Source organism: Paralysiella testudinis (genome assembly GCF_016894345.1).
In the GTDB taxonomy this organism is placed as follows: Bacteria; Pseudomonadota; Gammaproteobacteria; order Burkholderiales; family Neisseriaceae; genus Paralysiella; species Paralysiella testudinis.
The window spans coordinates 543924-570187 of sequence record NZ_CP069798.1; the positions used below are offsets into that span (position 1 = coordinate 543924).

At 53.6% G+C, this 26264-nt stretch carries 25 protein-coding genes and 1 other RNA gene; 12 read left to right on the forward strand and 14 right to left on the reverse strand.

Annotated elements, in window-relative coordinates; all coding sequences use genetic code 11:
• Position 1 precedes the first annotated feature (1 nt).
• The 3 genes from JQU52_RS02850 to bfr (JQU52_RS02860) all read right to left on the reverse strand — a co-directional run bounded on the left by JQU52_RS02850 (position 2) and on the right by bfr (JQU52_RS02860) (position 1706).
• Positions 2–535, reverse strand: coding sequence for a phosphatase PAP2 family protein (locus JQU52_RS02850; RefSeq protein ID WP_230339655.1), 534 nt, complete (start codon positions 533–535; stop codon positions 2–4).
• A 206-nt stretch (positions 536–741) separates the two neighbouring features.
• The gene (gene bfr / locus JQU52_RS02855) at positions 742–1215 is read right to left on the reverse strand and encodes a bacterioferritin (protein ID WP_230339656.1); all 474 of its coding nucleotides are present in this window, start codon (positions 1213–1215) and stop codon (positions 742–744) included.
• Positions 1216–1241: 26 nt separating this feature from the next.
• Entirely contained in the window at positions 1242–1706 is a 465-nt protein-coding gene (gene bfr / locus JQU52_RS02860; protein ID WP_230339657.1) for a bacterioferritin, read from the reverse strand.
• Positions 1707–1728: 22 nt separating this feature from the next.
• On the opposite strand from bfr (JQU52_RS02860), the gene JQU52_RS02865 reads away from it, so the two are divergent.
• The gene (locus tag JQU52_RS02865) at positions 1729–1983 is read left to right on the forward strand and encodes a hypothetical protein (protein ID WP_230339658.1); all 255 of its coding nucleotides are present in this window, start codon (positions 1729–1731) and stop codon (positions 1981–1983) included.
• Positions 1984–2074: 91 nt separating this feature from the next.
• Here the strand turns inward: JQU52_RS02865 and tldD are convergent, their stop codons facing one another.
• Positions 2075–3514: a metalloprotease TldD gene (tldD, locus tag JQU52_RS02870; protein WP_230339659.1), complete on the reverse strand. Its 1440-nt coding sequence runs from the start codon at positions 3512–3514 to the stop codon at positions 2075–2077.
• A gap of 371 nt (positions 3515–3885) precedes the next feature.
• Between tldD and JQU52_RS02875 the strand changes: the two genes are divergently transcribed.
• A complete protein-coding gene (locus JQU52_RS02875; RefSeq protein ID WP_230339660.1) occupies positions 3886–4380 on the forward strand; it encodes a winged helix-turn-helix domain-containing protein in 495 nt (164 codons plus the stop codon).
• 14 nt (positions 4381–4394) lie between these two features.
• Positions 4395–4934, forward strand: coding sequence for an IS630 family transposase (locus tag JQU52_RS02880; RefSeq protein WP_230339661.1), 540 nt, complete (start codon positions 4395–4397; stop codon positions 4932–4934).
• A 242-nt stretch (positions 4935–5176) separates the two neighbouring features.
• Here JQU52_RS02880 and JQU52_RS02885 read toward each other — a convergent pair whose 3' ends face one another.
• The 6 genes from JQU52_RS02885 to arcD all read right to left on the reverse strand — a co-directional run bounded on the left by JQU52_RS02885 (position 5177) and on the right by arcD (position 11871).
• Positions 5177–6295, reverse strand: coding sequence for an S-(hydroxymethyl)glutathione dehydrogenase/class III alcohol dehydrogenase (locus JQU52_RS02885; RefSeq protein ID WP_230339662.1), 1119 nt, complete (start codon positions 6293–6295; stop codon positions 5177–5179).
• 192 nt (positions 6296–6487) lie between these two features.
• Positions 6488–6772, reverse strand: a complete 285-nt coding sequence (locus JQU52_RS02890; protein WP_230339663.1) for a metal/formaldehyde-sensitive transcriptional repressor — start codon at positions 6770–6772, stop codon at positions 6488–6490.
• A 178-nt stretch (positions 6773–6950) separates the two neighbouring features.
• Complete coding sequence (arcC, locus tag JQU52_RS02895; protein WP_230339664.1) at positions 6951–7880, reverse strand: carbamate kinase; 930 nt, start codon at positions 7878–7880, stop codon at positions 6951–6953.
• A gap of 136 nt (positions 7881–8016) precedes the next feature.
• On the reverse strand, positions 8017–9027 hold the full coding sequence (locus JQU52_RS02900; RefSeq protein WP_230339665.1) for an ornithine carbamoyltransferase: 1011 nt from the start codon (positions 9025–9027) through the stop codon (positions 8017–8019).
• A gap of 81 nt (positions 9028–9108) precedes the next feature.
• The gene (gene arcA / locus JQU52_RS02905; protein ID WP_230339666.1) at positions 9109–10362 is read right to left on the reverse strand and encodes an arginine deiminase; all 1254 of its coding nucleotides are present in this window, start codon (positions 10360–10362) and stop codon (positions 9109–9111) included.
• Positions 10363–10440: 78 nt separating this feature from the next.
• Complete coding sequence (gene arcD, locus JQU52_RS02910; RefSeq protein ID WP_230339667.1) at positions 10441–11871, reverse strand: arginine-ornithine antiporter; 1431 nt, start codon at positions 11869–11871, stop codon at positions 10441–10443.
• 428 nt (positions 11872–12299) lie between these two features.
• Here arcD and rnpB point away from each other — a divergent pair.
• Positions 12300–12657, forward strand: an RNA gene (rnpB, locus tag JQU52_RS02915) — RNase P RNA component class A.
• Between the two features lie 137 nt (positions 12658–12794).
• On the opposite strand, the gene JQU52_RS02920 is transcribed toward rnpB, so the two are convergent.
• The 4 genes from JQU52_RS02920 to dnaK form a co-directional block, all read right to left on the reverse strand.
• A complete protein-coding gene (locus JQU52_RS02920; protein ID WP_230339668.1) occupies positions 12795–14252 on the reverse strand; it encodes a DASS family sodium-coupled anion symporter in 1458 nt (485 codons plus the stop codon).
• A 197-nt stretch (positions 14253–14449) separates the two neighbouring features.
• Positions 14450–15097, reverse strand: a complete 648-nt coding sequence (locus JQU52_RS02925) for an isochorismatase family protein (protein WP_230339669.1) — start codon at positions 15095–15097, stop codon at positions 14450–14452.
• Between the two features lie 219 nt (positions 15098–15316).
• A complete protein-coding gene (gene alr, locus JQU52_RS02930; RefSeq protein ID WP_230339670.1) occupies positions 15317–16564 on the reverse strand; it encodes an alanine racemase in 1248 nt (415 codons plus the stop codon).
• Positions 16565–16857: 293 nt separating this feature from the next.
• Positions 16858–18789, reverse strand: coding sequence for a molecular chaperone DnaK (dnaK, locus tag JQU52_RS02935; RefSeq protein ID WP_230339671.1), 1932 nt, complete (start codon positions 18787–18789; stop codon positions 16858–16860).
• 325 nt (positions 18790–19114) lie between these two features.
• Here dnaK and JQU52_RS02940 point away from each other — a divergent pair, with 325 nt between their 5' ends.
• The 8 genes from JQU52_RS02940 to JQU52_RS02975 all read left to right on the forward strand — a co-directional run bounded on the left by JQU52_RS02940 (position 19115) and on the right by JQU52_RS02975 (position 26226).
• Positions 19115–20299, forward strand: coding sequence for an alanine racemase (locus JQU52_RS02940; protein WP_230339672.1), 1185 nt, complete (start codon positions 19115–19117; stop codon positions 20297–20299).
• A 214-nt stretch (positions 20300–20513) separates the two neighbouring features.
• Positions 20514–21914 carry a GMC family oxidoreductase N-terminal domain-containing protein gene (locus JQU52_RS02945; RefSeq protein WP_230339673.1) on the forward strand — a complete coding sequence of 467 codons (1401 nt, stop codon included), beginning with the start codon at positions 20514–20516 and terminating at the stop codon, positions 21912–21914.
• A gap of 382 nt (positions 21915–22296) precedes the next feature.
• Positions 22297–22722 (forward strand): IS110 family transposase, encoded by a 426-nt coding sequence (locus tag JQU52_RS02950; RefSeq protein WP_230338025.1) that lies wholly within the window; start codon positions 22297–22299, stop codon positions 22720–22722.
• Positions 22677–22943 (forward strand): hypothetical protein, encoded by a 267-nt coding sequence (locus JQU52_RS02955; protein WP_230339540.1) that lies wholly within the window; start codon positions 22677–22679, stop codon positions 22941–22943. Before JQU52_RS02950 ends, JQU52_RS02955 begins: the two co-directional genes overlap by 46 nt.
• Positions 22944–22963: 20 nt before the next feature.
• On the forward strand, positions 22964–23299 hold the full coding sequence (locus JQU52_RS02960; protein ID WP_230339674.1) for a transposase: 336 nt from the start codon (positions 22964–22966) through the stop codon (positions 23297–23299).
• Between the two features lie 131 nt (positions 23300–23430).
• The gene (locus JQU52_RS02965) at positions 23431–23835 is read left to right on the forward strand and encodes a hypothetical protein (RefSeq protein ID WP_230339675.1); all 405 of its coding nucleotides are present in this window, start codon (positions 23431–23433) and stop codon (positions 23833–23835) included.
• 144 nt (positions 23836–23979) lie between these two features.
• Positions 23980–24630 (forward strand): IS1595 family transposase, encoded by a 651-nt coding sequence (locus tag JQU52_RS02970; RefSeq protein WP_230339676.1) that lies wholly within the window; start codon positions 23980–23982, stop codon positions 24628–24630.
• Positions 24631–24669: 39 nt separating this feature from the next.
• Entirely contained in the window at positions 24670–26226 is a 1557-nt protein-coding gene (locus JQU52_RS02975; protein ID WP_268866634.1) for an aldehyde dehydrogenase family protein, read from the forward strand.
• The last annotated feature ends 38 nt before the right edge of the window (positions 26227–26264 follow it).

Genomic DNA, 26264 nt, shown 5'->3' on the forward strand with positions numbered 1-26264 from the left:
CCTACACCCCCAGCCATTGCAGTGCAACAGCCGCACTGAGCAAACCCAACACCGCCCCGGCCACAATATCACCCGGATAATGCACCCCCAACATCACACGGGAAAGCCCGATAAGTGTGGCCAATACAAAAGCCGGCAAGGCCAGCAGCGGATAAAAAGCCGCCAGCACCGCCGCAAACACAAAGGCAGCGGCGGTGTGGCCGGAGGGAAAACTGAATTTATCCGATGGCTCTATCAAGGCGGCCACCCCGGTGATGCCGTGGCAGGGACGGTGGCGACGGATGGCGTTTTTTAGCAACAAATACAGTGGCAACTCAATGGCATAAGCCAACAAACCGGCATAAAAAAACGCGGCACCGGCCACGCTTTCCCAATACCACACGCCCATGCCGATTAAGGCATATAAAGGCCCGTCGCCGCAGTGGGAAATGGCCCGGCTTAATAAAGCCACGGTTTTCTTATGGCTGTGGGCGGTAAACCAGAAAAACAGACGCGCATCGGTGGCGTCCAAGGTGAGTAAGGCACGGGGTTTCATGGTGGTTTCTCCCTTTGCAATATGGCGATTTTGATAATTGCGGCATTGCACCAATGCACTATAAGGGGCGGGGGGTGACAAAAACATGACCATGCAGTGAACTTTAGATGACGCTTTCAGGCTGCCTGAAAAAGCAATGGCTGTAAAAAAAGCACACCCTTAAAGGTGTGCTTTTGCCTGTATACAGCGGAAATTTAAAGCCGTGCTTAATCCTCTTGCGCGGCGCTTTGCAGATAGTTGGGCAGCCCCATATCCGCAATCAATTCTTGCTGGGTTTCCAGCCAATCCCAATGCTCTTCATTTTCGTGTTTTTGCTGCTCCAACAAAGCGCGGGAAACGTAATCCTGCTGCTGCTCGCAAATCTCAATGGCGGCCACCAAGGCCGCATGTTTGGCTTGTTCGCACTGGAGGTCGCAGCCGATGATTTCGGGCACGTTTTCACCCACCAGCACCTTGCCGTATTCCTGTAAATTAGGCAGCCCTTCCAGCAGCAAAATGCGTTCAATCAAGGCATCGGCGCTTTTCATTTCGCGGATGGATTGCTTGTATATCGGCTCGCCCAATTCGGCAAAACCCCAATTTTTCAAAATGCGGGCATGCAGAAAATACTGATTGATGCTAATCAGCAGCAGGCCGAGGTTTTTGTTTAAGGCCTGGATAACTTTGCGGTCGCCTTGCATAAGGTTTCTCCTGATAAAAAGGCCGATTAAGCTTGGCTTTGCAGGTAGTTTTGCAAGCCCATGGCATCAATCAAGCGCAATTGCTGTTCCAGCCAGTGAGCATGGTCTTCTTCGGTGTCTTTCAGCTGCTCCACCAAAAACAGGCGGGTAACGTAGTCTTGCTCTTTTTCGCACAGGGCGATGGCGTCTTTCAGGTGTTGGCGCACCGACAATTCCACCGCCAAATCCGCCTTCAGCATTGCCACCACATCTTTGCCCACGTTAATGGCTTCGGGCACCACCACCGGCGTGCCACCCAGCATCAGAATGCGGCGGATAAACTGATCGGCATGGCCGGTTTCGTCTTCCATTTCGTGGGCGATGCGTTCGTAGAGCTTGGTGTAGCCCCATTCGGCGTACATGCGCGAGTGGATAAAATATTGGTCGCGTGCGGCCAACTCTCCGGCCAAGAGTGAATTCATACAAGCCAGAACGGTTTTTTTGCCTTCCATGGTGCGCTCCTTAAGATGCGTGATGCAGGATAAAACAGCGGCACAAATACCGCAGCAGATGGGGGATTGTAGCAAGCAGCCGGGACAAATTCAAAAAAATCAATTTAAAATACAAATAATTATCATCAACACCCGGCCTCGTAAAATACAACCGTATAGAATATGCCGTGAAAAGAAGTGCTTAAAGCGAAAAGAATTATTGTTTGCCTTTTTAAGCGCAATACTCGCCGTTTTGCTTACTTATTTTTACAAAAAAGATGGGCTGGCTAGGGCTTAAGCTGGCTGATTTGTTATTTAAAAAAGCATTGTTTGCACCCAAACGCGGTTCAGGCAGCCCACGCCAACATGGCCCGCTTTATGCACTGCGCTTAACTTTGGCTGCCGCCAACAGTTAACCCGGCATCAATGCGCAAAGTGGGCTGGCCCACACCCACCGGCACGCTTTGGCCGTCTTTGCCGCACACGCCGATGCCGGTATCCAGCGCCATATCGTTGCCGATCATGCTCACGTGTTTGAGCACTTCAGGGCCGTTGCCCACAATGGTGGCGCCTTTCACCGGATATTGCAGGCGGCCGTTTTCCACCCACCAGGCTTCGGAGGCGCTGAACACGAATTTGCCGCTGGTGATGTCCACTTGGCCGCCGCCGAAATTCACCGCATACAGCCCTTTATCAATCGAGGCGATGATTTCTGCCGCCGGTAAGCCGCCGCTTTCCATAAAGGTATTGGTCATGCGCGGCATTGGGGTGGCCGAATAGCTTTCGCGCCGTCCATTACCGGTAACCGGCACACCCATTAGCCGTGCATTAGTTTCGTCTTGCAGGTAGCCGGTGAGGATGCCGTCTTCAATCAGCACGGTGCGGCCGGTGGCATTGCCTTCGTCGTCGATGCTCAGCGAGCCGCGCCGCGCTTCGATATTGCCTTGATCCACCACGGTAACGCCTTTGGCAGCCACGCGCTGCCCCAAGCGCCCGGCAAAAGCGCTGGTGCCTTTGCGGTTGAAATCACCTTCCAAGCCGTGGCCCACCGCTTCATGCAGCAATACGCCCGGCCAGCCGTTGCCCAGCACCACCGTCATCGCGCCGGCCGGTGCCGGGCGGGCTTCCAGATTGGTGAGCGCCTGCTTCACCGCGGTATCCACATAAGCCTGCAAACAGGCTTCGTCAAAATAAGCCAAATCAAAACGCCCGCCACCACCGGCACTGCCCTGCTCGCGACGCCCACCTTGCTGGGCAATCACCGTGAGCGACAAACGCACCAACGGGCGCACATCGGCATGGCTGCGCCCGTCTAGGCGCGCCAGATAAATCAAATCGTGCTCGCACACCAAGCCGGCCATCACCTGCACCACACGCGGATCCGCTGCACGCGCTTGCGCTTCCAGCTTTTGCAGCAAGGCCACTTTGGCGGCGGCATCCAGGCTGGCAATCGGATTTTCCGCCACATACAACGGCATGGCAGTGGCTGCGGGCGCCACCGCCACATGGCGCGCTTGCCCGGCTTGGCCAATGGCACGCACGGCTGCGGCCGCTTCGTTAAGTGCGCTGGCGGTTAAATTGTCGGCATAGGCAAAGGCGGTTTTGTCGCCACTTACCGCACGCACACCCACGCCTTGGTCAATCTGGAAGCTGCCTGATTTCACCATGCCTTCTTCCAGATGCCAGCTTTCGTAGGCCGTACGCTGGCAATAGATATCGGCATAATCCACATCGTGGCGGCCAATCAGCGCCAAAGCATGGGCAAAATCGGCTGGCTTAAGCTGGTTAGCGCTAAGCAATTCGTGTTCAACAAGAGAATGTGTGTGCATGAAAACCCGTGCGGTACGCCTGAGTGGCGGAAGTGAAATGAAATAAAGAGTAAGCCACGGCAATTATACCGATAAGCCCCGGTGCCTGCCCACAAAACCGGGCGGGCACCCATTCTGATCTGCTCATTAAATACGAACAATGCAATCCAGCACTGATAAAATAAACAATAAAAACAAATGTATAATCAACACAACATTAAATGACATTACTTATTATTGATAATAGTTATCATTTATGTAAAATATATTCAACCGCAGAGACATTGTTACGCGACCATTAAACACCTAAACACCGCTTTTGATTTGTACTGATACCAATTCTAAAAAATACAATACAATAGAACCCAAGCCCAAACTCCCCAAACACCACCATGCCCAAACTAACGCCCCACAAACACCAGCTGACTGATCATGATTTTTTGAAACTGTCCAAAACAGAGTCAAATCCGAGAGCGCGGATCAAATTGTTGATGCTGCATCAACTAAGCTTGAGTCACAGCTTAGACAGCATTGCACAAACCTTCGGCTATCATCAACAAAGCATCAGCGTCATCAGAAAGCACTATTGGCTGTATGGGCTGGACAGCATCTACGACAAACCCGGCAGAGGCCGCAAAAGCCTGTTGGCCGAAAAAGACATCGAAGCCTTTAAGCAAGCCATTGTAGAACAACAACAGCAAAGGGGCGGCGGCAGGCTGACTGCTGTTGATATTGCCCGTATTGCCAAGGAAGACTTTAATACCGACTATACACCGAAAGGCATTTACGGCTTATTGTCCCGCATCGGCATCAGCTGGGTATCTGCCCGCAGCCGACATCCCAAAGCGGATCAGCAGGCAATGGATGATTTTAAAAAAACTTCGTAAACCATGTTCGGACAGTGCTGCCTGAACACATTGAGCTGTCTGACGTAGACATCTGGTTTCAAGATGAAACCCGTATCGGCCAGCAAGGATCCATCACCCGGGTTTGGCACTATTGCGGCCAAAGGCCGAGGGTCGTACGCCAACAGCAATTTGAGTCTGCCTACTTATTTGGGGCATTCTGCCCCTCAAGCGGCAACAGTGTGGGTTTGGTATTGCCGTATGTAAATAAGCAAGCCATGCAGCTACATATGCAGCATATCAGCAAGGAAGTACCGGAGGGTCGTCATGCAGTGGTTGTTATGGATGGCGCTTTATGGCATCAAGCCGATTTAAACCTACATAACGTGACGATGCTGAAACTGCCGCCGTATTCACCGGAATTGAATCCGTCTGAACAGATATGGCAGTATTTAAAGCAGCATGATTTACCGAACCGATGCTTTGATGGTTATGATGCGATTGTAGATGCTGCTTGTGTGGCTTGGAATCGGTTGCGTGTACAGCTTGAATTGATTCGGTCGATTACCCTTAGGGCTTGGTCTATTGTATGTTAATTCAGAGAATTGGTATGAGTTTCTTTGCTATATTTTGCTATATTATATATAGTGGAATATATAAAAACTGATACAAGTTGACGTAGGGTGTGTGGCAAGGCCACGCACGCGGTTTAGATGGTTTCTGTGTACGTGGCTACGCCGCACACCCTACGCACGAACGATTTGAAATTTACTGCTTTTGTATCAGTTTTTCTTGTATTTCACTATAGTTCATCAGTGGCCGCACTTGCATCCTTCAGTTAATAATGAATCACACTGCGAATTGACTTGCCTTCGTGCATCAGCTCAAACGCATGGTTGATTTCGTCCAGCGGCATGGTGTGGGTGATAAAGTCGCTGAGCGCAAATTCGCCGTTCATGTATTGCTGGATAATGCCCGGCAATTCGCTGCGCCCTTTCACACCGCCAAAGGCCGAGCCGCGCCACACGCGCCCGGTCACCAATTGGAAGGGGCGGGTGCTGATTTCGGCACCTGCCGGTGCCACGCCGATAATCACGCTCTCGCCCCAGCCTTTGTGGCAGCATTCCAGCGCCGCACGCATCACTTCCACATTGCCAATGCATTCAAACGAATAATCCACGCCACCATCGGTAAGCTCCACAATCACCTCTTGAATCGGCTTATCATAATCTTTGGGGTTGATGCAGTCGGTGGCGCCCAGTTTTTCGGCCATGGCAAATTTGGCTGGATTGGTGTCGATGCCGATAATGCGGCTGGCACCGCTCATGCGCGCGCCGATAATCGCCGCCAAGCCAATGCCGCCCAAGCCGAATACCGCCACGGTGTCGCCGCGTTTAACCTTAGCGGTGTTCATCACCGCACCCATGCCGGTGGTCACGCCGCAGCCAAGCAAGCATACTTCATTTAAATCCGCTTCCGGCTGGATTTTGGCCAACGAAACCTCGGCCACCACCGTGTATTCGGAAAAAGTGGAGCAGCCCATATAGTGGTAAATCGGCTGGCCGTCTTTGAAAAAGCGCACCGTGCCGTCCGGCATCAGCCCCTTGCCTTGGGTGGCGCGCACCGATGAGCATAAATTGGTTTTGCCGGATTTACAGAATTTGCATTCGCCGCATTCGGCGGTGTAGAGCGGAATCACATGGTCGCCCGGCTTCACGCTGGTAACGCCTTCGCCCACGGCTTCCACAATGCCCGCACCTTCATGGCCGAGCACACAGGGAAACACGCCTTCGCTGTCTTGGCCAGACAAAGTATAGGCATCGGTGTGGCACACGCCGGTGGCCACAATGCGCACCAACACCTCGCCTTTTTGCGGCGGCATTAAATCCAATTCTTCGATTTTCAGCGGCTCGTTTGGCGCCCAAGCCACCGCAGCGCGGGTTTTGATGTAGTTCATTCCGATTGCTCCTGTTAAGAAGGGATGACAGCAGGTTTCAGGCAGCCTTGTTATGGCCAATATACCCTACCCACTATATTTAAATAATCTGTTAACGCTTATCTCAACGCCATGAATAGCTGGCCTTATGGTAAAACCAAATTTATAACAATAAAAATAAAGGGTTAATTACACTTTCCAGCCTTGCCTGCATTATTTGATATAGGATTTCACCAATGCAATCGCCTCATCAATGCTTTGATGTAAAGGCGCATGTGCCGGATCAGCGCAATCGGCATGGCCGAACGATTCACGCAGATGGTCTTCCATTACATCGCGCATCAGCCCGTTCACCGCGCCACGCATCGCCGCCAATTGCTGCAATACATCGGCACATTCCGCCCCGCTATCAATCTGCCGCGCCAACGCCTCCGCCTGCCCTTGAATGCGGCGCAAGCGGTTGATGGCACGTTTTTTGGCGGCGGGTGTATGTGGCATGGTTTGGCTCCAATACTATAGGGCAGTATATAGCGAAAAAAATAACCCGTAAAGCGAGGTTAAATTGCGCATTAAACTAAAAATTTGGATGCTGCCTGAAAACCGCTAAGCTTGATGTGCATTAATTTAAAACACAATCGCCCCGACGGGGGCGATTGTGTTTTGGGCGGGCGGCGATTTAACGGTAGTGCACACCTTCTACTTCGGTGCTCACGCGGGTACCGGCTTCGCCGCGCACAATGGCTTCGATGTCGGAAAGAGCGCCAATCACGGCAGTTTTGCCGGTTTTTTCGGCAAATTCGCAGGCAGCCTGGATTTTCGGCCCCATGGAGCCGGCCGGGAACGATAAATCACGCAAAGCCTGCGGGTGGGCGGCGGCAATGGCTTTTTCGGTGGGTTTGCCCCAGTCGATATAAGCGGCGGCCACATCGGTGGCAATCACCAGCAAATCGGCCTGTAGTTGCTCTGCCAGCAAGGCCGAGCACAGGTCTTTGTCGATTACCGCTTCCACGCCGCGCAAATGGCCGCTGTGGTCGTAGTAAGTGGGAATGCCGCCGCCACCGGCACAAATCACCACGGTGCCGCGCTCGAGCAGCCATTGCACCGGCCGGATTTCAAAAATCCGCTGTGGGCGCGGGCTGGGCACCACGCGGCGGTATTTATCACCGTCTGGCGCGATATGCCAGCCTTTTTCTTTTGCCAGCCGTTGGGCGTCTTCGTGGCTGTATACCGGGCCGATGGGTTTGCTGGGGCTTTGGAAGGCCGGGTCTTCTTTGTCTACTTCCACTTGGGTAAGGATGGTGGCAAACGGCACTTCCTGCGGCAGCAGATTGCCCATTTCCTGCTCAATCATATAGCCAATCATGCCTTCGGTTTGGGCGCCCAATACGTCCAGCGGATAGGTTTCCACTTCGGTGTAGGCCGCTCCTTGCAAGGCCAACAGCCCCACTTGCGGGCCGTTGCCGTGGGCAATCACCAATTCGTTGCCGGGCTGCACTTTGGCCATTTGCTTCGCCGCTAGGCGCACGTTTTCCTGCTGGTTTTCGGCGCTCAGGGCTTCGCCGCGCCGCAATAGGGCGTTGCCGCCCAATGCAATGACGATACGCATTTCAAACTCCTTGTTTGGGGGATTTTCAGGCAGCGCTGAAAATCAGGGCAGGCCACAACGGCGGCCTGCCCGAGGATGTGGTTTAATCAGGCGAGATATTTGCTGCCTGTTTAATGCCGATTACAAACCGCGTCGATTACAAGCCGCCTAAGGCCGATACCAACACGGCTTTGATGGTGTGCATGCGGTTTTCCGCTTGGTCGAAGGCAATGTTGTAGGGTGATTCAAACACGTCTTCGGTGACTTCAATGCCATTGGCCAGCTGCGGGTATTTCTCGGCGATTTGCTTGCCCACTTTGGTTTCGCTGTTGTGGAAGGCGGGCAGGCAATGCATGAATTTGGTGCGCGGGTTGCCGCTGGCTTCCATCATGGCCATATTCACTTGGTAAGGCAGCAAGGCGGTGATGCGCTCGCCCCAGGCTTCGATCGGCTCGCCCATGGATACCCACACATCGGTGTGGATAAAGTCAACGCCTTTCACCGCTTCGTGTGCGTCTTCGGTGAGCAGGATGCGTGCGCCGCTGGCTTTGGCAAATTCGCGGCACTGTGCCACCAATTCTTCGCTCGGCCACAGCGATTTGGGCGCGGCAATGCGCACGTCCATGCCCAATTTGGCGCCCACCAGCAGCAGGGAGTTGCCCATATTATTGCGGGCGTCGCCCAGATAAGCGTAGCTGATCTCGTACAAGGGTTTGTCGCTGTGTTCGCGCATGGTGAGCACGTCGGCCAGCATTTGGGTGGGGTGGTATTCGTCGGTGAGGCCGTTGAACACGGGCACGCCGGCGTAGTCGGTGAGCTCTTGCACCACGTCTTGTTTGAAGCCGCGGTATTCGATGGCATCGTACATGCGGCCAAGCACGCGAGCGGTGTCTTTCATGCTTTCTTTGTGGCCGATTTGGGATGAGCCCGGGTCGATGTAGGTTACATTGGCGCCTTGGTCGTAGGCGGCCACTTCAAAAGCGCAGCGGGTGCGGGTGGAGGTTTTTTCAAAAATCAGAGCGATGTTTTTACCGCGCAGGTGCTGTTTTTCGGTACCGCTGTATTTGGCGCGTTTTAGGTCGCGCGCCAAATCGAGCAGATAGCGCAAATCTTGTTGGCTGTGGTGAACCAGGCTGAGCAGACTGCGGTTGTGCAAGTTAAAAGCCATGATGAAACTCCTTCAATATCAATAATATTTTGCCTAGGCTGCCTGAAACGCTTCAGGCAGCCTACTAAAATGCGATGTAAATCAATAATCAACGGCGTCGCGGATAATCGGGCAAGTCATGCAACGGCCACCGCCGCGGCCGCGGCCAAGCTCGGAAGCACTGATGGTAATCACTTCCACCCCGGCTTTGCGCAGCAAGGTGTTGGTGTAGGTATTGCGGTCATAGCCCACCACCACGCCCGGCTCAAGGGCGAACACATTATTGCCGTCGTCCCATTGTTCACGCTCGGCGGCATAGTCGTCGCCACCGGTTTGCACCACGCGCAATTCTTTCAAGCCCAACGCATCGGCCACCACGTCGACAAAGCGTTTTTGCTCGTAGCGCACATCCAAGCCGCTGGGGCTGCTTTCGTCCGGGCGCAGGCTGAAAGAGCTGATTTGGTTGACTACATCGGGGAAAATATTCACCAAGTCGCGGTCGCAGAAGGTAAACACGGTATCCAAGTGCATGGCCGAGCGGGTTTTTGGCAGCGCGGCCACAATCACGCGCTCAGCGGCACCTTCAGCAAACAAACGCAAGGCGACTTGGGTGATGGCCTGAATCGAGGTACGCTCGCCCATGCCAATCAGCACCACGCCGTTGCCGATGGGGAATACGTCGCCGCCTTCCAGTGTGGCATTGGCAAAATACTGATCCGGATCGCCCCACCATACTTTAATGTCTTCCTTGGCAAACAGCGGATGGAATTTGTAGATGGCGGTGGTGAGCAGGGTTTCCTGCTGGCGTGCCGGCCAATACATCGGGTTGAGCGTAACGCCGCCGTAAATCCAGCTGGTGTTGTCGCGGGTGAATTGGGTATTGGGCAGCGGCGGAATGGCAAAGCCCACGCTGCCGTGCGATACGCGGATAAGCTTGCTTAAATCCGGTTTGAAATCTTTGGGCAGGTCGTTCACACTCACCCCGCCAATCAGGAATTCAGCTTGCTGACGCGGGCTCAAGCCTTCCAGCCAAGCACGCAATTCGTGCATTACGGTAACACCCACGGTATTGGCGGTGATTTTGCGATCCAGAATCCATTTCAGCGCTTCCGGATGGCTTACGGTTTCTGCCAGCAGATTGTGCATTTCCAGCACTTCCACATCACGCTCGCGCATTTTGGTGACAAAGTCGAAATGGTCGCGTTTGGCCTGGCTTACCCACAGTACATCGTCAAACAGTAAATCATCGCAATTGTCCGGCGTCAGACGTGTGTGCGCCAGCCCAGGGGAACACACCATTACCCGTCGCAATTTACCCACTTCAGAATAAACACCCAGTTTGTATTCGCTTTGCATGGTAAAACTCCTTCTGAAAAATCAATTAATAAACTGTGTTGCGCTTACTATCCTCTATTCATCACTTTATGTTCTTTGTTACAAAGTCAGGCTGCCGGTATAGAGGCCGATGGCCGCCCACACCGCACCCACCACGGCTACTGCCAAATACACTTTTTCCAGATTGGTAAACACCGGCTGCTGGTTTTCGCGGCGGGCCTTGATGTAGAGCAGGGCACCGGGCGCGTAGAGCAAGGCAGAGAGCAGCAGGTATTTCGCCCCGGCCGCATACAAGAGCCACACGCTATACACCACCGCAATCAGGCCAATCAGCAAATCTTTGTAGCGTTGGCCGCTGTCTTTGGCCGTATAGCCTTCGCTGCGCACCGCAATCATCACCGCATACACGGTAGAGAAGAAATACGGCATCAGAATCATGGAGGTGGCCAAATAAAGCAGATCTAAATACGAGCTGCTGGAAAACAGGGTAATCACCAGAAACGCCTGAATGGCGGCATTGGAAACCCACAAGGCATTGGCAGGCGCACCGTTTTTGTTTTCTTTTTGCAAAAAGGCGGGCATGGTTTTGTCGGTGGCGGCCGAGTGCAGGATTTCACCGCACAGCAAGGTCCACGACAGCAAGGCACCGGCCAGAGAAATCACCAAACCGATGGAAATAAACGCCGCACCCCAAGGGCCCACCACATGCGCCAACACGTGCGCCATAGACGGGTTTTTCAAGGCCGCCAGCTCAGGCTGGTTCATCACCCCCAGCGACAGCACATTCACCATCACCAACAGCGCCAACACACCGATAAAACCCAACACCGTGGCCTTACCCACATCGCTGCGTCGCTCGGCACGGGCAGAATAAACACTGGCACCCTCAATACCGATAAACACCCATACCGTTACCAACATCATGCTTTTCACTTGGGTCATCACACTGCCCAAATCCGGATTGCCATAGCCCCAAAAGTCGGCATTGAAAATATCCATTTTGAACGCCGCGCCCACCAGCGCAATAAAGGTAATCAGCGGCACGATTTTCGCCACGGTGGTAATCAGGTTGATAAACGCCGCCTCTTTAATACCGCGCAACACCAGGCCATGCACCAGCCATAGCAGTATCGAAGCGCAAATAATCGCCACCGGCGTATTGCCCTCACCAAACACGGGGAAAAAATAACCGAGGGTGCCAAACAGCAGCACCAAATAGCTGACGTTGCCAATCCAGGCACTAATCCAGTAGCCCCAGGCAGAAGAAAAACCCAGATAATTACCAAATCCGGCTTTGGCATAGGCATAAACGCCATTGTTCAAATCCGGTTTGCGGTTGGCCAAGGTTTGAAAAACAAAGGCGAGCATCAACATGCCCACCGCTGTAATCGCCCAACCAATCAAAGTGGCACCGGCTGCGGCACCGGCCGCCATGTTTTGCGGCAAGGAAAAAATACCGCCGCCAATCATTGAGCCAACCACCAGCGCCGTGAGTGCGCCCAGTCGTAACTTACTTGTACTTTCAGACATTATGCTGCTCCTTGTCGTTGTATTCCCAAGATTGCGGAAAATCAGCGTAAGCACCCGGTAAATAGGGAGTGGAAACAGCAACAATGGGTAATGTTTTCTAGCACTACATATGCATCAGCACCTATGCTGCTGCCAACCCCACCTGCCAACTCGGTGTGTACGGGTTTTGATAAATCATGTATTTCGGACTCATCTTAGACCTGCCCCATCCGGGAAACAAGGGCGCGATTTGATGCAAATCAAATATAAGTTCAAGATAATTTTTTATATAAAATAATGATTTTTAACTAAATTTAAATTTAGTTGTAAGCATATAGATTTATTTAAATATGACTTTATTTTGCTGCATTGCCGCATGAGATACCGGTTAAACCACCGTTTTCGGTCATCAAAAAACAGCCTGATTCATGCTATAATCGGCACGCATATCAGCAGGCTAGACAGCCGCCGCGTAACATGTTTACGGGGAGGAAAGTCCGGGCTCCGCAGAGCAGAATGCCGGCTAACGGCCGGGCGCCGCGAGGCGACGGAAAGTGGAACAGAAAGCATAACCGCCGATGGCCGTGGCAACACGGCACAGGTAAGGGTGAAATGGTGCGGTAAGAGCGCACCGTGCCGTTGGCAACAACGTGTAGCAGGCCAAACCCCATTCGGAGCAAGACCAAACAGAATGCGCTGACGCGGCTCGCCGAGCATTCGGGTAGGTTGCTTGAGCATGCTGGCAACGGCATGCCTAGAGGAATGGCTGTCCAAGACAGAACCCGGCTTACCGGCTTGTCTGATGTGCACCTTAAATTCATAAAAAACGGCAAGCATATAATTAATGCTTGCCGTTTTTTATGGCTCGGTGTTTCAGGCTGCCTGAAAACAAAGCTAAAACACAGTTTCAGGCAGCTTTGATACCGCGCCTAATCAAACCGGGTTTACCAATAACCCAATACTTTCCACCACACGCCACCCACCAGCACAAACACCAGCAGATTCACCACGCTCATCACAAAGCCGGCTTTCCACCATTCGCCTAAAGTAGTGTAGCCAGAGCCGAAAATCACCGGCGAAGTGCCCGTGGCATAGTGGGTGAGGGTCATCATCAGGCTGGAAGCAGCGGCCATCAGCAGCGCAAACAACATTGGCGGCGCACCCAAAGCCAGCCCAGCGCCGTAAAACGCCGCAAACATGGCGGTAATGTGGGCGGTGGTGCTGGCAAACATATAGTGCGCATACATATAGGCCAACAGCAGCAGGGCACACGCCGCCACCCAGCTTAAGCCCAAGCTGCCAATGCTGCTTTCCAGCACACCGGAAAACCAAGCAATCAAGCCAAGTTTGTTAAGGAAGGTGGCCATCATCACCAAGGCAGCAAACCAAGTAATCGTGTCCCAAGCACTTTTTTCTTTCAAAATATCATCCCAAGTCAGCACGCCGGTGAGCAGCAACAAAGACAAGCCGATAAACGCAGTGGTGGTGGCATCCACTGCCCACGCATCGCCCAACAGCATGGCGGGGATGCCCGCCCACAACAGCAACAATAAGGCGAAAATGGCCAGCATGATTTTTTCACCCCGGCTTACCGGCCCCATTTCCTGCAGCCGCGCCTTGGCAAATGCCGCCGCATTGGGTGTGGACTTGATTTCCGGCGGATAGAGGAAATACAGTACCAGCGGCATCAAAGCCATGGCCACCAAGCCGGGCAGCAACATGGCCACCGCCCAAGTACCCCAGCTTAAATGGATATCGCTGTTGGTGGCTTTGGTAATCAAGTCCACCACCAGCGGATTGGGCGCGGTGGCGGTGATAAACATGGCCGATGTAATCGGATTACTGTGATAGTTGACCAAGGCCAAATATTTGCCGATGCGCCCTTGGGTGCCTTTTTCCGGATCCGAATCGTAGCTGCTGGCAATCGCCTTCATCACCGGGTGGATAATGCCGCCGCCACGGGCGGTATTGCTGGGCGTTACCGGCGCCAGCATCAATTCGGAAAGCGCCAAGCTGTAGCCGATGCCCAAGGTGCGTTTGCCCCAAACGGCGATAAACCAATAGCCGAAACGTGCACCCAAGCCGGTTTTGAGCAAGCCGCGCGAAATCATGATGGCCACACCGATGAGCCAAATCAGCGGGCTGGCAAAACTGCTCAGCGCATCGCGCATGGCATCGGCCGGTTTATCGGCGGTGACGCCGGTGAGTGCCACCAGCATTATGGCAATAATCGACAGCGCCCCAATCGGCATGGCCTTGCCGATAATGGCGGCAATCACGCCCACAAACATCGCCAGCAAATGCCATGCTTGCGGCGATACGCCTTCAGGCACCGGCACCATAAACCAGATAATGAGTGCCAAGGCCAGTGCCACCGCGGCCGGAATAGGTTTAAAGCCCATGTGTGTGCTCCTTGTTATTTTGGCTTGAATTCAATAGGCATGATTCTCAATTTTCAGCATTGGTGCAAGCCAAAATCCACCGTTTTCTGACTTGCCGCAAAGTTTGTAATAAAACAACAAAACGGGATTTGCGGCAAAAAAAGGCTGCCTGAAAAGGAAATGTCGTTTTCAGGCAGCCTTAATAAAAATCGCTAGGGCTAAAACGGGCGGTGGGCTTGCAGCCATGCCGCCACCGCCGCGGCATCGGGCAACAGCACAGCGCCGGCGGCCTGCATTTGTGCCGTAGCGCTGGCGGTGGTGCTCGCGGCAATGCCACGGCAGGCGGCCAAGTTCACCAGCACTTGCCATTGGCCGTGGCCGCATAATTGCAATACGGTGTCTTTCACGCAATAGTCGGTGGCCAGGCCGCCCACAATCACACAATCAGCACCGCGCACCTGCAGCCATTCGAGTAGGCCGGTGCTGATGCGCCCGGCCATATCGTGAAAGCAGGCGCCGTAAGGGTGCATATGCGTATCCAGCCCTTTATGCACCAGAAAATCATAGTCTTCCGGCGCGGGCAGGCCGGGCAAGGGCAAAAAGCCTTCGCTGCCCACTTCGGCATGGCGCACCCACGTGAGGTCGGCATTCGGATAGGGCAGCGCTTGCAGCATTTCGGCAGGCGTGTCCACCACCCACACGGCTTGGGCGCTGTGGGCATCGCGGGTGAGCACGCGCCAATCGGCCAGCGCGGCTTGGGCATTCAGCTCGGGCACAATCAAATCGCCTTCGGCCACCGGCAGCTCTTGCGGGCACAGCGGTGAAAAGGCACGTTGGGCGTCGACATCAATGGCAACAACAGACATGGGGATTCCTTATATATCTCGATATATCTCAGCAAGATGATTAAGCAAATGATACCAATTCTACAAAATAACCTAACTGCGTTGGCTCGCCTTGCCGTACTACTTGTACTGTCTTCAGCTCGCCGCCTTGTTATCTTATTTTGTAGAATTGGTATGAAATAGGGCTTGATAAAAGGCTGCCTGAAACCATTTCAGGCAGCCTTTTCTATGACCAGATATTTAAGGCTGTGCAGCTGGCCAGTTCGGTTTTTTCAGTTTGGGATTGGAGTTACCCCACACGGTATACAAATCGGCCAGCAAGGCGCCGTTGATGTCTTCGATTTCGCCTTGGCTGATTTCGGCATTGCCTTGTTTACCGTAGAGCACCACTTCGTCACCGGCCACAATATCGGGGTAGTCGGTGACATCCACCATGGTGGTGTTCATCGACACTTTGCCCACCACTGGCACTTTGTGGCCGCGAATCAACACATGGCCTTTGTTGGTGAACACGCGGCGGTAGCCATCGGAATAGCCCAGTGGCAGGTTGGCCAAATAGGAATCACGCGTTAAGGTGTAGGTGCGGTCGTAGCCCACGGTGGTGCCCTTGCGGTAGTGGTTGACGCTGGCCACTGTCGATTTGAAGGCCATGATTTTCTGGTATTCGGTGTGCTCGGGAATGGTGTCGCCATACAGTAGGCCGCCGGGGCGAACCATGTCCAACCGCGATTCGGGCACGGCCAAGGTGGAGAATGAATTGGCGGTGTGCAGGGTGAGCTTGCTGCGATCCAGCCCGGCGTTTTTGATCAGCCAAGCCGATTCTTGATTAAAGGCGGCCAAGCCACGGCGCACATCGGCAGCTTCTTCCACCGGGAAATGGGTCATGATGCCGGTGATGTGCAGATTCGGTAGGCGGGTGATGGCCAGCGCGGTTTGTTTGCCTTCGTCGGTGGTGATGTCTAGGCCGTTGCGGTTCATGCCGGCGGAATTCAGGGCGAAATGATAGCGCAGGGTTTTGCCGTGTTCGGCGGCCAAGCGGCTGGCGGTTTGCGCCAATTGCAGATTGCCAATCAGCTCTTCCATATCGTATTGCAGGCCGTCGCGGATTTCATCGGCGGTGGCGGTGCGCACCCGCACCACTTTGCCTTTGTAGCCGTGGGCGCGCACCAAGCGGGCTTCTTCATTGCTGGCAATGCCCACGCAAGGTACTTTCATTTTAATCACGCTGGGCATCAATACATCAATGCCGTTGCCGTAGGCATCGGCCTTCATAATGGCGCAAATCTGCGACTGGCCGCCCAATAATTGTTGCAAAGTGGCGATATTGTGCTCAAAAGCCTGAGTGTCGATTTCCAGCCACGCATTGGTGTTTTGCTGGCTCACCACACCGTGGGCATGGTTGACCGTGCCCAGCACCGGGGCGGCCACGCTGCTGACGCTGCAAACCGCAGCCAAACACAGGGCGAGTATTTTGGGGGATGTACGCATGATGTGCTCCTAATAAGGGGATAGGGTTACCAAAACAAAGTTTTTGCGAAGCCAGAACGAAGATTAACCCAAGTTAGCGCAAATGCACATGATTGTTTAGATGAATATGGGTATGGCAGCCGCTGACCTTTGCAAAATAACATCTATTCCTTGCTTAATAACTAAAAATACGCACTGATTTGTTCAGTTAAGGCTGCCTGAACGGTATAGCACGGCTACAGTCAAAACCAAAAAAGGACACCTTACGGTGTCCTTTTGATGAGGCAAAACAGCGCTAAATGGCTAAGCCGGTTTTAGTCTTTTTTGTCTTTGACTTCTTCAAACTCGGCATCCACCACATCATCGTTGTGGGCTTTACCGGATTCGGCTTGCTGGCCGCCTTGCGCTTGTTGTGCTTCGGCCTGCGCATCGGCATACATCATTTCGCCCAGTTTTTGGCTGGCGGTGCCTAAGGCTTCGGCTTTGGCGTCAATCGCGGCTTTGTCGTCGCCTTTTACGGCTTCTTCAGCTGCTTTGACTGCGGCTTCGATTTTTTCTTTCTCGGCGCCGTCCAGTTTGTCGCCGTAGTCGGTGAGCGATTTTTTCACTGAGTGAATCAGTGCTTCAGCTTGGTTGCGGCTTTGCACCAGCTCGGTGAGTTTGCGGTCTTCTTCGGCATTGGCTTCGGCATCTTTCACCATGCGCTCGATTTCTTCTTCGCTCAAGCCGCTGGAGGCTTGGATGGTGATGTTGGCCTGTTTGCCGGTGCCTTTGTCTTTGGCCGACACATGCAAAATACCGTTGGCGTCGATGTCGAAGGTCACTTCGATTTGCGGCATACCGCGCGGTGCGGGCGGGATGTCGCCAAGGTTAAATTGGCCCAAGCTCTTATTGGCTGAGGCTTTTTCGCGCTCGCCCTGCAACACATGGATGGTCACCGCGTTTTGGTTGTCTTCGGCCGTAGAGAAGGTTTGCGTGGCTTTGGTGGGGATGGTGGTGTTTTTGTTGATGAGTTTGGTCATCACACCGCCCATGGTTTCAATACCCAAAGACAGGGGGGTTACGTCCAGCAGCAATACGTCGCTGCGGTCGCCCGCCAATACGGCGCCCTGAATGGCAGCGCCCACAGCCACGGCTTCGTCGGGGTTGACGTCTTTGCGCGGCTCTTTGCCGAAGAAATCTTTCACCGCATCTTGCACTTTGGGCATACGGGTTTGACCGCCCACCAAGATTACGTCGTCGATGTCGTTCACGCTCAAACCGGCATCTTTAATCGCCACGCGGCACGGCTCAATGGAGCGGGCAATCAAATCTTCCACCAAGCTCTCGAATTTGGCGCGGGTGATTTTCAGCGCCAAGTGTTTGGGGCCGCTGGCGTCCATGGTGATGTAGGGCAGGTTGATTTCGGTTTGCTGGCCGCTGGACAATTCGATTTTGGCTTTTTCGGCGGCTTCTTTCAGGCGTTGCAAGGCCATCACGTCTTGTTTCAGGTCGATGCCTTGGTCTTTCTTGAATTCGGCAATGATGTAGTCAATCAAGCGTTGGTCGAAGTCTTCGCCGCCCAAGAAGGTGTCGCCATTGGTGGCCAACACTTCAAATTGTTTGTCGCCATCCACATCGGCAATTTCGATAATGGAAATATCAAATGTGCCGCCGCCCAAGTCGTACACGGCGATTTTGCGGTCGCCTTTGGCATTTTTGTCCATGCCGAAGGCCAACGCCGCCGCAGTAGGCTCGTTGATGATGCGTTTTACTTCCAAGCCGGCGATTTTACCGGCGTCTTTGGTGGCTTGACGCTGGCTGTCGTTGAAGTAGGCCGGCACGGTAATTACCGCTTCGGTAACCGGCTCGCCCAAGTAGTCTTCGGCGGCTTTTTTCATTTTGCGCAGAATTTCGGCCGACACTTGCGGCGGCGACAATTCTTTGCCTTGGGCTTTCACCCACGCATCGCCATTGGCCGCTTTCACAATGTCGAACGGCATGGTTTCGATGTCTTTTTGTACTTCTTTGTCTTCAAATTTGCGACCAATCAAGCGTTTTACCGCATAAATGGTGTTTTTGGCGTTGGTAACCGCTTGGCGCTTGGCGGGTGCGCCCACCAGAATTTCGCCGCCGTCCAAATAGGCAACCACAGAAGGGGTGGTGCGTGCGCCTTCGGCGTTTTCGATTACTTTGGTCTGGCCGCCTTCAGAGATGGACAGACAGGAATTGGTGGTACCCAAATCAATACCGATGACTTTTGCCATGATAAAAATCTCCTGATTCAATATTTTAAAATTCGGTTTATGGTGCTGCTGAATTCACGTTGCGGCAGATGCCGCGTTTTTCTTGCCCTCTAAATGGGCATGGCGCGGGCGATTTCAAGCGCTGCTGCTGCAAAAATTGTGCCCTGCCTTTTTAAGGCGGCCAGACAAGGCGTGCAACACCGTTTTAATGCTGCAATGCGATTTTTCAGGCAGCCAATTGACAGCATAATGAGAAGGTTGATAATGGCGTTTGCGGCGGCCAGCTTATTTGTTTTATTTACCTTTTTACCGCTGTTTATTTTTGTCTACAAATCAAGGTGCGCTTATGTGGTTGGAACAACAATATGCCGAAGTGTTCCGGCAAACGCCCAAACCGTTTGCATTTGTGGACATGGCGGCGTGGCGGCAGAATTTTGCCGATTTGGTGGCGCGTTGCGGTCACAAACGCATCCGCATTGCCACCAAATCCATCCGCTGCCCCGATTTGATGCGCACGCTGGCTGGCCATCCGCAAGTGGATGGCTGGCTGTGTTTCAGTGCCGATGAAGCGCTGTATTTGGCCGGGCTTGGCTTCAACAATTTGCTGGTGGCCTATCCCACGCTGGAGCCGACCAGGGTAACCGCGGTGTGCCGTGCCGTGCAGCAGGGCGCGCAAATTGTGCTGATGGCCGATAGCGCCGCGCACCTGCGCGCGCTCAACCGCTTGGCTGCCGCAGCCGGGGCGGTGCTGCCGGTGGCGCTGGACATCGATGTGTCGGTGGCGTTTCCGGGGATTTATTTCGGCGTATACCGCTCCAGCCTGCGTCAAGCCGCCGATTTGCGTGCCCTGCTGGCGGTATTGCCCGATTGCCCGGCGCTGAAGTTGTGCGGGGTGATGACTTATGAAGCGCAAATCGCCGGTGTTACCGATGCACACAACGGCAAAAACGGTGCTTACAACGCCTTGGTGCGCCTGCTCAAACGGCGCTCATTGCCGCACATCCGCGCTTGGCGGCAGGAAATCACGCAAATATTGCAAGCATCAGGTGTCGAGCTGGCCTTTTTCAACGGCGGCGGCACCGGCAGCTTGGCCTCCACGCTGGCCGATGCTGCGGTAACCGAGCTTACCTTCGGCTCCGGCCTGTTTGCTCCGGCCTTGTTTGACGGCTATCAGGATTTCCAACCCCGCCCCGCCGCTGGCTTTGCGCTGGAAATCGTGCGCCGCCCGCGCGCGGATGTGTATACCTGCTTGGGCGGCGGCTATATGGCTTCCGGCAGTAGCGGGCGCGACAAACTGCCTTTATTGATGTATCCGCGCGGCCGATTGCTGGCCAACGAAGGCGCGGGCGAAGTGCAAACGCCGTTCCGTTTTTCAGGCAGCCTAGATTGGCCGCAAGACAATTTCGCCCTGTTCCGCCACGCCAAAGCGGGAGAATTATGCGAGCGCTTTAATGAATTGCTGCTGCTGGACAACGGCACTATTGCCGGGCGGGCGAAAACTTATCGCGGCGATGGGCAGTGTTTTTTATAAGTGTTTTATCTTGGTATAAGGCTGCCTGAACGCATTTCAGGCAGCCTTATACAAGCCGTTAAACTTGGATACATCCATATAAAGACATATAAAGACATATAAAGACATATAAAGACATATAAAGACATATAAAGACATATAAAGACATATAAAGACATATAAAGACATATAAAGACATATAAAGACATATAAAGACATATAAAGCAAGCCTATCATGAACCCTGTTTACGATTACCTAATTGTGGGCTCCGGCGCCGGTGGCGGGGTGACGGCCTATGTATTGGCCGCCGCCGGCGCCAAAGTATTGCTGCTGGAGGCGGGCAAGCGCTTTAGCGGCAACACCTATCCCAAAGATGAAATGCGCGCGGGGGCGCAGCTAATGTGGGGCGGCGGCACCGACATGACCACCGACGCCGCCACGGTATTACTGCGCGGCAAGGTATTGGGCGGCGGCACCGTGGTGAACCAAGCATTGCTGGATCGCTTCGACAACTTGGCTTGGGCCGACTTTAAAGCCGATTCCGGCGTATCGTTTTTCGACAACGCCGCCATGGCCGACCACTACGACGCCGTAGAAACCCATTTGGCGCTGCACACCTTCCACGACCGCAGCCGCTGGAACCGCAATGCCGCACTGTATGTGGCCGGGTTTGAAAAGGCAGGCTACCAATGGCAGCCTTTGCGGCGCGGCCAGGGCGATTGCGGCCACGGCAACGACTGCATGATGTGTTTGGGCGGCTGTCCACGCGATGCCAAGCAAAGCATGGCGGTGACCTTTATTAAAGAAGCCGAAGCCCACGGCCTGACCGTACGCACCGGCTTTCAGGCAGCCCAAGTGGTGACCGGTGCCGATTTTGTTACCGTATTCGGCCATGAAAACGGCGTGCCGCAAAGCCATTATGCCCGCCACTGCATTTTGGCTGCCGGCGCTTTGGGCAGCACCGAATTAATGTTGAAATCGCAATGGCAGCGGCGCCTGCCCGCGCTGGGACAGCATTTTTATTGCCACCCGCAATGGATGAGCACCGCCTTTATGGATGAGCCGGTAGATGCGCACAAAGGTGCATTTCAAGCGGTTAAATCGGCGGATCCGCGCTTTCGGCAAAACCGTTTTAAGCTGGAAAACGTGTTTGCCGGCCCGGTGGCCATGGCCTTGCTCAATCATCGGCAAATGGGCGCGGCTCACCAACACTATATGCGCCGCTACCGCCACATGATGTGCATTGAAGTGGCGCTGCGCGACCAAACCCCGGGGCAAATTAGCCTCAACCGCCAAGGCCGCTTGGCGGTGACAAAATCACTGCGGCAGGCCGATCTGGACAACGCCACCAAAGGGCGCGGCGTGGTGGCGGAAATTTTTGCCGCCGTAGGCGCCAAAGAAACCATGGCTTCCGATATCCGCGTGGGTTTGCACCTGATGGGCGGCGCCCGTATGGGGCAACAGGCCGCCACCTCGGTGGTGAACGAAGGCTTTCAGGTGCACGGCATGCCGCGGGTGTATGTGGCCGACGGCTCGCTGTTTCCCAATGCGCCGGGCATCAACCCCAGCTTGTCGATTATGGCGCTGGCCCACCGCGCCGCCCACAGTATCTTGGCGCAAACCGCCGGGGCGTGAGGCGTGGCGCAACAAGGCTGCCTGAAATATAAAACCGTTATTGCCAAACTTGATTCGGCAATCCATTTGGGTTTCAGGCAGCCTAAAAACAACTTATCAGCCCGTAGGTCGGATTCTTGAATCCGACATTTGGCCATCAGGCCAAAGTGATGTGAAAATCTTGTTCTGCGAACCAGTGTCGGATTCAAGAATCCGACCTTGTATCTCTCAAGCGGTGAGTAAAACGCGTATTATTCCCGCCCCGTATGGCAGCAAACTGTATCCGACCCAAGTGCCCGACACTGAAATGTAGATAACACTGCCATACACCTCATCCTACAATCTGAATGGTATCCAAGTGCGCGGCAGCGCCCGCAAGACACTGCATAAATAAGGATAGATTATGATGAACTTCCAAGTATTGGGCATCGACATCAGCAAAAACAAATTAGATTGTGCTCTTATCCGCGACATTGGCAGCAGTAAAATCAAAACCAAAGCATTGCCAAACCACCTCCAAGGCTTTAACCAACTGACAGAATGGCTGTATAAAAACATCGGTGAAGACTTAAGCCTACTCAAAATTTTCATGGAAGCCACCGGCGTTTACCATGAAGCATTGGCAGAGTATCTGCATAACAAAGGCATCGCCGTTTATCTGCTTAATCCTGCCGACAGTGCCCATTATGCCAAATACGACAGCTTGCACAAAACCGATAAGGCTGATAGCCAGTCACTGGCCAGAGCCGGTATTGACCGCCTCATGCACCACAAAGTACGCCAATGGCAGCCTGCTGCACCCACATCAAGCGGCTCAACGCACTACTAGCCCGTCTAGATGCGCTGCAAAGCGATCTGCAGCGTGAAGACAACCGCATGGAGAAAGCCGGATTCAGCGCTGTTCCCGAAGCGGTCAGCCAGTCCATCAGCACCATGCAGACCAATTTGAAGCAGCAGATCAGCACCATCACACAGGAAATCGAACAACATATTGACCGGCATCCTGATTTGAAAAAGACCGTGCTTTACTGCGCAGCATACCCGGTGTAGGTGAAGTGGTTTCATTGCGCATGGTTGCGCTCTATCATAGCAAACATTTTACCTCCGCCTCGCAAATGGCTGCCTATTTGGGATTGGTGCCGAAAAAACGGGAATCCGGCAAACACAAAGGCAAAGCCATGCTTTCCAAGCAGGGCAGTTCGGTCATACGAGCTAAGTTGTATATGGCTGCGGTGGTTGCAAAAACGTGGAATCCGGATATTAACGCGCATTACCGCAGACTGAAAGCCAGAAACAAAACGGAAATGCAGACCATCGGCGCAGCGATGCGCCGCTTGGTACAGATTTGCTTTGGTGTGTTGAAGCACCAATGCGAATATCAGGCCAAAATAACCATTGCGGCTTGATGCGAGAGATGGTATCTACGCGGATGGTACTGCCGAGCTGTTTTTATTTTGTAAGGTTATTTTTAGGATTAGCATCAGTGGCTGCACTTTATATCCCAGTGCGTCACTTCAAGCTCAGAAAGAAGGCATGTATGGCCAACTCTGTGTATTTTAATCCGCGCCAGCTCGGTGCGCTCAAACGCATCGGCGATGTATTGCTGCCTGCGGGTGGTGATTTCCCTGCCTTTTCGCACACCGGTGCGCTGGCGCACATTGATGAAATGATGGCGCCGGCACACCCCGATGATATCCGCGACCTCAAAACCGTGTTGCTGCTGCTCAGCTTGATGCCCACGCCGGTGCTGGCGTTTCTATTGCGCCGCTGCATGGCCGCCCATGGCCAAAATCATTGGCTGGCGGTGCCGCTGCGCCAGCTCGATATCGGCCTGCGCGGCATTGTCTACAGCCTGTATTACGCCAACCAGTGCGGCGAAGACGGGCAGGGCACGGTGTTTGCCGCCATGGATTACCAACTGCATTGCACGGCGGATTATTAGCTTGAAATAGGCGGCAATAGTGCTTTTCAAGGCTGCCTGAAACCGCATTCCTGTTTTCAGGCAGCCTTGGATAACTTAATGGAGATAAAACAAGGGGCTGTACTAGATAACTAGGGTTATTCAAAACCATTTAAAATAACCCCTATGAGAAAAAGTCGTCTAAGTCAGTATAAACAAAATAAACTCATTGAGCTTTTTGTTGCTAATGTTACTGCACGTATTGCCGCCCAATTAGTTGGCGTCAATAAAAACACGGCAGCTTATTACTTCCATCGCCTTCGTTTGTTGATCTACCAAAATAGCCCCCATTTAGAAATGCTTGATGGCGAGGTAGAAGTTGATGAAAGCTATTTTGGTGGTCAACGCAAAGGTAAGCGCGGACGTGGTGCAGCTGGAAAAACCATTGTATTCGGGCTTTTGAAGCGTAATGGCCGGGTTTATACGGTAGCGGTTCCCAATACGCAAACGGTTACATTGCTGCCGATTATTCGAGAACAAGTGCGACCCGACAGCATTGTTTATACCGACTGCTATAGAAGCTACGATGTGCTTGATGCCAGTGAATTCAGCCATTACCGTATCAATCACAGCACACATTTTGCCGAACAACATAACCACATAAACGGAATAGAGAACTTTTGGAATCAGGCAAAGCGCCATTTGCGTAAGTTCAACGGCATTCCTAAAGCACATTTCGGGTTGTATCTGAAGGAGTGCGAATGGCGTTTTAACAACAGTGAAATGAAAGTTCAAATTTCTATTTTAAAACAATTAGTAAAATACTATTTGGCCTAGTTATCTAGTACAGCCCCTAAAACAATTGTTTTAAGCTGCCTGAAACCCCAAAACAACCCCGCCCACGGAGAATGCTGCATGACCACACCTTCCACAACCACCGAAATGAGTGCTGCTGCCGTGGCCGAGGTGGCCGCGCAAGCCCGTGCCGCCGCCGATAAATTGGCGCACACCACCTTGGCCGAACGCTTGGCCGCGGTGAAAGCCATCAGCGCCTATGTGCTTGAGCATAAAGAAGACATCGCCGATGCCGTGTGCCGCGAAACCCGCAAAACCCGCACCGATGCTTTGGTGTCGGAAGTAATGGGCGTGCTCGACAATTTCGAATGGCTGCTGCACCGTGCGCCCAAAATTCTGGCCGACCAAAAAGTACCCACCCCAATTGCGCTGCTGGGCAAAAAATCGCGTATCTATCACCAGCCGCTGGGTGTGGTGCTGGTGATTTCACCATGGAACTACCCACTGCACATTGGCATCACTTCAATTGTGGCCGCCTTTGTGTGCGGCAATGCGGTGCTGTTCAAGCCTTCGGAAGTCACCCCTTTGCAAGGTTTGTTTGAGCGTATTTTTGCGGCGGCGCCGCTGCTGGCGCAAAGCGTGTTTGTGTGCTACGGCGGCGGCGAAACCGCGCAAAGGCTGATTGACACACAGCCCGCCAAAATTTTCTTTACCGGCTCGGCACGCACTGGCAAGCGCATTTTGGCGCAGGCGGCGGAAAAACTGATTCCGGTGGATTTAGAGCTGGGCGGCAAAGATGCGGCGATTGTGTTTGACAGTGCCAATCTGGATCGCGCCGTGGCCGGGGTGATGTGGGGCGCGCTCACCAACGCCGGGCAATCGTGTTCATCGCTGGAGCGCATTTACGTGCAGGCGGGTGTGTACGATGAATTTGTGCGGCGCCTCAGCGCGGCGGTCAACGGCTTAGTGCTTAATTATGGCGACAGCGGCGATGCCGATATCGGTGGCATCACCGCCGCTTTTCAAATGGACATCATCCGCCGCCATGTGGCCGATGCCCGCGCCAAAGGTGCCACCCAGCACACCGGCGGCGATGTGCTGGCCGCCAGCGAGCACATCTTCCAGCCCACCGTGCTCACCAATCTGCATGAAAACATGCTGCTGATGCAGGAAGAAACCTTCGGCCCCTTGCTGCCGGTGCTGAAATTCGACACCGAAGAAGAAGCCGTTGCCTTGGCCAACCACAGCGAATTCGGCCTCGCCGCCTCGGTGTGGGGCGGCGATAAAGCACAGCTGGAGCGGGTAACGCGGCGGCTGGTATGCGGCGCGGTGTCGGTAAACAACGCCATGATCACCGAAGGCAACCCCAATCTGCCTTTCGGTGGCACCAAAGCCAGCGGCCACGGCCGCCAAAAAGGCGCCGAAGGCCTGCTCGGCTATACCCGCAGCAAAGCGGTGCTATACGACGGCAACAGCGGCAAAATTGAAGCCAACTGGTATCCCTACACCCAAAAAAAATACCATTTGTTTGCCGATCTGATTGATACCCTATTTGGCAAAAGCGGCATAGCACGGCTGCTGGGGCTGATTAAAACCGGCACCGCACTGGAAGGCGAAGCCAAAAAACCGCGCGGCTGATGCTGCAGGCCAATCCAAATCATTTAATTTAAGCTGAA

Bases quoted from the DNA above. Each gene is read 5' to 3' on its own strand.
- arcD (WP_230339667.1), bottom strand. From the start codon at position 11,871: ATGTCTGAAAGTACAAGTAAGTTACGACTGGGCGCACTCACGGCGCTG.
- dnaK (WP_230339671.1), bottom strand. From the start codon at position 18,789: ATGGCAAAAGTCATCGGTATTGATTTGGGTACCACCAATTCCTGTCTG.
- bfr (WP_230339656.1), bottom strand. From the start codon at position 1,215: ATGCAAGGCGACCGCAAAGTTATCCAGGCCTTAAACAAAAACCTCGGC.
- JQU52_RS02945 (WP_230339673.1), top strand. From the start codon at position 20,514: ATGAACCCTGTTTACGATTACCTAATTGTGGGCTCCGGCGCCGGTGGC.
- tldD (WP_230339659.1), bottom strand. From the start codon at position 3,514: ATGCACACACATTCTCTTGTTGAACACGAATTGCTTAGCGCTAACCAG.
- JQU52_RS02875 (WP_230339660.1), top strand. From the start codon at position 3,886: ATGCCCAAACTAACGCCCCACAAACACCAGCTGACTGATCATGATTTT.
- arcA (WP_230339666.1), bottom strand. From the start codon at position 10,362: ATGCAAAGCGAATACAAACTGGGTGTTTATTCTGAAGTGGGTAAATTG.
- JQU52_RS02890 (WP_230339663.1), bottom strand. From the start codon at position 6,772: ATGCCACATACACCCGCCGCCAAAAAACGTGCCATCAACCGCTTGCGC.
- JQU52_RS02925 (WP_230339669.1), bottom strand. From the start codon at position 15,097: ATGTCTGTTGTTGCCATTGATGTCGACGCCCAACGTGCCTTTTCACCG.
- arcC (WP_230339664.1), bottom strand. From the start codon at position 7,880: ATGCGTATCGTCATTGCATTGGGCGGCAACGCCCTATTGCGGCGCGGC.
- alr (WP_230339670.1), bottom strand. From the start codon at position 16,564: ATGCGTACATCCCCCAAAATACTCGCCCTGTGTTTGGCTGCGGTTTGC.
- JQU52_RS02970 (WP_230339676.1), top strand. From the start codon at position 23,980: ATGAGAAAAAGTCGTCTAAGTCAGTATAAACAAAATAAACTCATTGAG.
- JQU52_RS02950 (WP_230338025.1), top strand. From the start codon at position 22,297: ATGATGAACTTCCAAGTATTGGGCATCGACATCAGCAAAAACAAATTA.
- JQU52_RS02900 (WP_230339665.1), bottom strand. From the start codon at position 9,027: ATGGCTTTTAACTTGCACAACCGCAGTCTGCTCAGCCTGGTTCACCAC.
- JQU52_RS02960 (WP_230339674.1), top strand. From the start codon at position 22,964: ATGGTTGCGCTCTATCATAGCAAACATTTTACCTCCGCCTCGCAAATG.
- JQU52_RS02920 (WP_230339668.1), bottom strand. From the start codon at position 14,252: ATGGGCTTTAAACCTATTCCGGCCGCGGTGGCACTGGCCTTGGCACTC.
- JQU52_RS02850 (WP_230339655.1), bottom strand. From the start codon at position 535: ATGAAACCCCGTGCCTTACTCACCTTGGACGCCACCGATGCGCGTCTG.
- JQU52_RS02940 (WP_230339672.1), top strand. From the start codon at position 19,115: ATGTGGTTGGAACAACAATATGCCGAAGTGTTCCGGCAAACGCCCAAA.
- JQU52_RS02955 (WP_230339540.1), top strand. From the start codon at position 22,677: ATGGCAGCCTGCTGCACCCACATCAAGCGGCTCAACGCACTACTAGCC.
- JQU52_RS02965 (WP_230339675.1), top strand. From the start codon at position 23,431: ATGGCCAACTCTGTGTATTTTAATCCGCGCCAGCTCGGTGCGCTCAAA.
- JQU52_RS02885 (WP_230339662.1), bottom strand. From the start codon at position 6,295: ATGAACTACATCAAAACCCGCGCTGCGGTGGCTTGGGCGCCAAACGAG.
- bfr (WP_230339657.1), bottom strand. From the start codon at position 1,706: ATGGAAGGCAAAAAAACCGTTCTGGCTTGTATGAATTCACTCTTGGCC.
- JQU52_RS02865 (WP_230339658.1), top strand. From the start codon at position 1,729: ATGCAGGATAAAACAGCGGCACAAATACCGCAGCAGATGGGGGATTGT.